Origin of the sequence: Micromonospora sp. NPDC047187, from assembly GCF_040643355.1 — a bacterium.
Taxonomy (GTDB): Bacteria; Actinomycetota; Actinomycetes; order Mycobacteriales; family Micromonosporaceae; genus Micromonospora; species Micromonospora salmantinae.
Map to the genome: position 1 here is coordinate 45,574 of NZ_JBEYUF010000035.1, position 6,055 is coordinate 51,628.

At 71.3% G+C, this 6,055-nt stretch carries 5 protein-coding genes and 1 pseudogene; 3 read left to right on the forward strand and 3 right to left on the reverse strand.

From position 1 onward, the window contains the following. Window positions 1–12 precede the first annotated feature (12 nt). Window positions 13–528 (forward strand): YbjN domain-containing protein, encoded by a 516-nt coding sequence (locus tag ABZ794_RS31765; protein WP_357519032.1) that lies wholly within the window; start codon window positions 13–15, stop codon window positions 526–528. 255 nt (window positions 529–783) lie between these two features. Here ABZ794_RS31765 and ABZ794_RS31770 read toward each other — a convergent pair whose 3' ends face one another. Beyond that, window positions 784–1,668: a hypothetical protein gene (locus tag ABZ794_RS31770; RefSeq protein ID WP_357519040.1), complete on the reverse strand. Its 885-nt coding sequence runs from the start codon at window positions 1,666–1,668 to the stop codon at window positions 784–786. Here ABZ794_RS31770 and ABZ794_RS31775 point away from each other — a divergent pair. Beyond that, window positions 1,607–1,975: pseudogene (locus ABZ794_RS31775) on the forward strand (hypothetical protein); the annotation flags it as partial. The gene ABZ794_RS31770 and the pseudogene ABZ794_RS31775 sit on opposite strands and share 62 nt — an antisense overlap. 365 nt (window positions 1,976–2,340) lie before the next feature. On the opposite strand, the gene ABZ794_RS31780 reads toward ABZ794_RS31775, so the two are convergent. Both ABZ794_RS31780 and ABZ794_RS31785 read right to left on the reverse strand, forming a co-directional pair. Further along, window positions 2,341–3,636 carry an MFS transporter gene (locus ABZ794_RS31780; protein ID WP_238689064.1) on the reverse strand — a complete coding sequence of 432 codons (1,296 nt, stop codon included), beginning with the start codon at window positions 3,634–3,636 and terminating at the stop codon, window positions 2,341–2,343. 74 nt (window positions 3,637–3,710) lie between these two features. Next, window positions 3,711–4,991 carry an MFS transporter gene (locus tag ABZ794_RS31785; RefSeq protein ID WP_210782518.1) on the reverse strand — a complete coding sequence of 427 codons (1,281 nt, stop codon included), beginning with the start codon at window positions 4,989–4,991 and terminating at the stop codon, window positions 3,711–3,713. 152 nt (window positions 4,992–5,143) lie between these two features. On the opposite strand from ABZ794_RS31785, the gene ABZ794_RS31790 reads away from it, so the two are divergent. Continuing rightward, window positions 5,144–5,911, forward strand: coding sequence for a phosphoglyceromutase (locus tag ABZ794_RS31790; RefSeq protein ID WP_091403562.1), 768 nt, complete (start codon window positions 5,144–5,146; stop codon window positions 5,909–5,911). The last annotated feature ends 144 nt before the right edge of the window (window positions 5,912–6,055 follow it).

Genomic DNA, 6,055 nt, shown 5'->3' on the forward strand with positions numbered 1-6,055 from the left:
AGAGTGGGTCCGGTGAGCCCGAAGAGCGATCTTGCGACCCTGATCGAGTCGGCCTGCGCCGAGCGGGACCTGGCCTGGGAGTCGACCGGCCCCGGCTCGTACGCGGTGACGCTGCCGGGCACCCACAAGCTGAAGACGATCTGCAACCTGATCGTCGGCGAGCACGCGCTGCGGATCGAGGCGTTCGTGATGCGCCAGCCGGACGAGCGCCGCGAGGAGTTGTGGGCCTGGCTGTTGCAGCGCAACGCCCGGATGTACGGCGTCTCCTTCTCGACCGACGCGGTCGGCGACGTGTACCTGACCGGTCGGGTCAACCCGGCCGGCGTCGACGCCGACGAGTTGGACCGACTGTTCGGCGCGGTGCTCACGTACGCCGACGAGTCGTTCGACACGATGCTGGAGATTGGCTTCGGCAGTTCGATCCGGCGCGAGTACGAGTGGCGGGTGAAGCGGGGCGAGTCGACCGCCAACCTGGCCGCCTTCGCCCACCTTTTCGAGCCCTCCGGCGCCGGCCCCGACCCAACCTGACCCACCGCCCCCGGCCGCGCCCCCACCCCGCGCCGTCCCGCGCCCGCGCGCCGGGGCCGCCTCCCCTGATCGTGCTCGAACCACGACGTAGTGGTGTCGCCGACGCGGCGATGCCACTCGATCCTGGATCCAGCACGATCATGGCGAGTTGACTGTGGTTCGGAGTGCTCCTGACGGGTATGCCGCACCGCGCGGTGCGGCAAGGGACCCCCGCGCGCCGATGACGGAGTGCCAAGGAGCGGAGCGTCCCATGGCTCAGCGGAACAGCTCAGGTCGCGGCGCGACTGCGACCAGGACGAAGCGACAGGCCGGCAACCAGACGCCGGGTACGCCCGGAGTCTCCGAGTCGGAGATTTCCCGGATGCGGGTGGACGACATCCGCGGGCAGTTGCGCAAACGCGGGGTCTCCGGGATCTCCGCGTTGCGCAAGCCCGAGCTGGTGAAACAGCTGGTGCGCTCGATGCGGGCCGGCGCCGGTCGGAGCAGCACCGGCCCGTCGGGTCGAGCCGCCGGCACCAGGGCGTCGGCGGGTCGTGCCGCCGCCACCAAGAAGTCCGCGGCCAGGCCGGCGTCCAGCCGTGCGAAGGCCGCGCCGGCGAACAAGAGCGCGCCCGCGAAGCGGGCCGCCGCAACGAAGGCGACCGCCGGGCGGAAGTCGACGGCGGCGGCGAAGAGGGCGCCGGCGAAGAAGGCGACCGCCGCGAAGAGAACCACAGCGGCGACGTCGACGGCCGCCCGCAAGAGCACGGCCACGAGCAGGACCACGGCCGCCCGGAAGACCGCCGCGGCGCGGAAGACCACGGCGGCCCGTAAGACAGCGACGGCGCGTACGGCGCCCGCGCGGAAGGCACCGGCGAAGAAGGCACCGGCGCGGCCGGCGGCGAAGCGCGCGGTACCGGCCAAGAGCGCGGCGGCGAAGCGCACCACGGCGAAGCGCGCGGCACCGGCCAAGAGCGCGGCGGCGAAGCGCACCGCACCGGCCAAGAGCGCGGCGGCGAAGCGCGCGGTACCGGCCAAGAGCGCGGCGGCCAAGCGCACGTTGACGCCGTCGACCGGTGGCGGGACGGCGGCCGGCGGGATCCGGACCGGACGGGGTACGGGGCGGTCGGTCCGCAGTTCGCAGGTGATCTCGTCGATCACGGACCGGCCGGAGCGGCCGGGACGGAGTTTGATCACGGCGAACCACGAGGTGATCCAGCGGTGGGCCCGGGAACGCGGGGCCCGGCCGGCGACCATCGCCGGCACCGAGCGGGATGGCCGGGCGGGTGTGTTGACCTTCAACATTCCCGGATACCGGGAAAGCAGCCGGATTCGCGAGATCACCTGGGATGAGTGGTTCTACACGTTTGACCTGCGGCGCTTGAACCTGATTTATCAGGAACAGCTGCGGGACGGCCGGCAGAGCAACTTCTTCCGGACCGAGTCACCCGATCGGGAAGACGGTTGAGGTGTTTGCGGGAATGGCCGACGGGTACCCGGCTGTTGCCAACGGACGAGGCCGGAGCAGCGGATACTCGCCAGTTGTGACCGGCGAGACAGCCGTTCTGGGTTGAATCCAGAATCCGGGCGAACTAGCTTTATTGCACCGCGCCACGTTTGGAAACGTTCGGGGGAGCGGCGGATCGATCAGATCCGCGCACCAGACGAGGCGCGAGGGGACGGGTGGAATAACCGTTGGGGGACGGTTCCCACCTGTTTGGACCGGCGGCGTGAGCGGGCGATGCTTACGGGGGTGAGTGTTGCCCGCCGCCGCCGGCCCCACCGGCGGGCGCCCACCACGACCTCAGGGACGTGGTGGGCGCTTTGCGTCGGTTATCCGGTCGGTACGCGGTCTGCGGAGGTTGTCGGCTTCGGGTCGACAACCCGGCGCAGCGCGGCGACGTGCCGCTCCCGGGGTGGTCCGGCGAGCAGGTGCCCGAGCGCGGCCAGCAGGCCCAGCCCGCCCACGATCAGCCAGTGCCGGTCGCCGAGGTGCTGGAGGCTCACCCCGCCGAGGGTGGGCGCGACGAACGCCGCGGCTGGGAACGTCAGGTAGAAGACCGACTGGTAGCGCGCTCGTAGCTGCGGTGGTGCCAGGTCCGCGTTGATCTGCGCGTTGGGCGGGGCGGCGAGCATCGAGCCGACCGTCCAGACCACTGCGGCACCCAGGTAGACGGCCAGTTCGTCGGCAATGGCGAGCGCCCCGAAACCGAGCGCGAGCAGCGCCGTGGAGGCGGCCAGCACGACGTCCTTGCGGTGCCTGTCGATCAGCCGGGGCACGAACAACTGCCCGACCACGATCAGCGCGCCGCCGAGCGCCACCACCAGCCCGTACGCCGATGGGCCCAGGCCGTCCGCGCGCATGGCCAGCGGCATGATGGTCGACGTCTGCATGGTGAGTACGGCCAGCACGAAGGTGAGCCCGACGAAGACCAGGAAGGTGCGGTCGGTGAGCGCGGTGTGCAGTCCCGGCCGGCGGGTCCGGACGGACCTCGGTGCCGCGTCTGTGGCGGGCGGTGGGCTGGCTGCTGGCCGGGCCAACCGCAGGGTTTCGGGCACCTTCCAGGCGATCACGGCGGCGGCGGTCAGGGTGGCGCCCGCGTCGACCAGGAACAGTGCGGTGAAGCTCGCCTCGGCCAGGACCCCGGCGAGCAGCGAGGCGACCGCCATGCCCAGGTTGAACGCCCAGAACTGAAGGTTGAACGCGCGTGAGCGGCGCTCGGCGGGCACCACGTCGACGATCGCCGCCACGAATGCCGGGCTGGGCATCGAGTGGACCACGCCGATCAGCGCGGAGAGCACGGCGATCAGCAGCAGGGGTCGGGTGAAGGCGAGCGCCACCATCAGGCCGACTGTGGCCAGGTGCGCGGCGAGCAGGGTCGCCCGGCGTCCCCACCGGTCGGCGAGCACCCCGCCGAGCAGTACGCCGGCCGCTCCGCCGGCCCCGTACGCGCCGACCACTGTGCCGGCCAGGGCTTCGCTCGCGCCGCGTACGTCGGTGAGGTAGAGCGAGAGGAACAGCATGGCGAACGCGCCGGCCCGGTTGATCAGCAGGCCGGCCCAGAGGTACCAGAAGGTGGCGGGTAGCCCGCCTGCGGTGTCGTGCCACCAGCGCCGCAGGGCGTGCACCCGACCTCCCGACAGTTCAGGTTGTTAACTGTTTCCACCGCACAGTAGGAACTCCGGCACGGCCGCGCCACTCATTACGCCTCGGCGGGCTGTGGCGCACGGGACGCGGTGGTCGTTGCCAGTGCCTCACCGGAGCGGCGCAGCGCGGCTGCACGCCGTTCCCGGGCCGGCCCCGACACCAGGTGGGCCACCGCGGTCAGGAGGCCGAGCGCGGCGCAGCCGTACCAGAGGGTGTCGTTGCCGGCGTGCTCGCGTACCAGGCCGCCGAGGATCGGCGCGCTGGCCCCGGCGATCTGCCACGAGAGGGAGAACACGCCCTGGTAGCGACCGCGCAACTCGGCCGGGGAGAGCTCGGCGATCAGCGTGGAGTTGGAGGGCGAGTTCAGCATCTCGCCGACCGTCCAGATCAGCACTGTCAGCCCGTAGAACCAGGGGGTGCCGGCGAACGCGGTCAGCCCGAACCCCACGCCCATCACCACGGACGCCAGCGCGAGCACGTGCGAGCGGCTCCGACCCCGGATCAGTCGGGGCACGAAGAGTTGGCCGACCACGATCAGGATGCCGTTGAGCGCGATCACCGAGCCGTAGGTGGCGGGGCTCAGACCGTCGTCGCCCATCGCGATCGGCAGCATCGAGATGTGCTGGAGGAACACCAGCGCGGCGAACAGGTTGAGTGCCACGAAGCCGAGGTAGACCCGGTCGGTGAGGATCGTGCGCAGCGCCCCGCGCGGAGCCGCTGCTGCCGCGACGGCGGTGGCGGGGCCGGCCTGTCGGGTCTCCGGCACCTTGCTGAAGATGATCAGCGCGGTGATCAGCATGGTGGCCGCGTCGACCACGAACAGCAGCAGGTAATCGGCCTGTGCGGCGAGGCCGGCGAGGACGGCGGCGCAGGCGAAGCCCAGGTTGATCGCCCAGTAGTTGAGTGAGAAGGCGCGCAGCCGGTCCTTCGCCGGCACCACGTCGATCATCATCGCCCCGAACGCGGGCCGGGCCGCCTCGGCGAACATGCCGAGCAGCAGCGCGCCCAGCGCCACCGCCCAGAGATCCCGGGCCAGCCCGAGCCCGAGCATCATGGCCGCCGCTCCCACGTGGGCGGTGAGCAGTGTCGGTCGGCGACCCCACCGGTCGGCGAGGGTGCCGCCGGCGGTCGTGCCGAACGCCCCGCCGACGCCCCAGAGGCCGATCACCAGGCCGGCCTGCGAGGCCGAGAAGTCACGTTCCTGGGTCAGGTAGATGGCGAGGAAGACGAGGACGAACGAGCCGAGTCGGTTGATCAGGGTGCCCGACCACAGGTACCAGAAGGTGGTCGGTAGGCCGCCGGTGGTGTCCCGGAACCAACTCCGCATCGTCCGCATATGGCGCCCCGCTTGCAAGTAATGACCGATGTGACTGGCGTGCCTTACAACCCTAGTGGCGGCCGGATCCGCTGGTCATCAGCTTTTTCACGTGGTGGTCGTCACGACGGCTGCCCGCGTGTCCGTCAGGCGGTTGAGGCAGGATGATCCGCATGACTGCGAGCGAAGGGCCCACCGTCGGGACGCTGGTCCTGCTGCGACACGGTGAGAGCGACTGGAATGCCAAGAACCTCTTCACCGGCTGGGTGGACGTCGACCTGACCGAGAAGGGCGAGGGCGAGGCGCGGCGCGGCGGCGAGCTGATGCGCGAGCACAGCCTGCTACCGGACGTCGTGCACACCAGCGTGATGCGCCGTGCGATCCGCACCGCCGAGCTGGCGCTCAACGCCGCCGACCGGCACTGGATCGCCGTGCGCCGGTCGTGGCGGCTCAACGAGCGCCACTACGGCGCCCTGCAGGGCAAGAACAAGAAGCAGACCCTCGACGAGTACGGCGAGGAGCAGTTCATGCTCTGGCGCCGGTCGTACGACACGCCACCGCCGCCCATCGACGACAACGACGAGTGGTCGCAGGTGGGTGACCCGCGCTACGCGCTGCTGCCGACCGAGCTGATGCCGCGCACCGAGTGCCTCAAGGACGTCGTCGACCGGATGTTGCCCTACTGGTACGACTCGATCGTGCCGGACATCCTGGCCGGCCGGACGGTGCTGGTGGCCGCGCACGGCAACTCGCTGCGCGCCCTCGTCAAGCACCTCGACCAGATCTCCGACGAGGCGATCGCCAAGCTGAACATCCCGACGGGCATTCCGCTGCGCTACGACCTCGACCCGCAGCTGCGCCCGCTCACTCTGGGCGGCACCTACCTCGACCCGACCGCTGCGAAGGCAGCCGCCGCGGCGGTGGCCAACCAGGGGCGCTGAGCCACCAGAAAGGGGCCCCGGGGCCGCGGGTGCCGGGATGGGGGGGGGGCCCCTCGCCCGTGGGGGAGGTTAATCAGGGGGGGGGCGGCCCCGGGGGGGGGGGGGAGGAGGGGGGGCCCGCGGTGGCCCCGCGGGGGGCGGGCC

What these genes read in the sequence shown, in the direction of transcription:
- ABZ794_RS31785 (WP_210782518.1), bottom strand. Translation starts at nt 4,991, where the DNA reads ATGCGGACGATGCGGAGTTGGTTCCGGGACACCACCGGCGGCCTACCG.
- ABZ794_RS31790 (WP_091403562.1), top strand. Translation starts at nt 5,144, where the DNA reads ATGACTGCGAGCGAAGGGCCCACCGTCGGGACGCTGGTCCTGCTGCGA.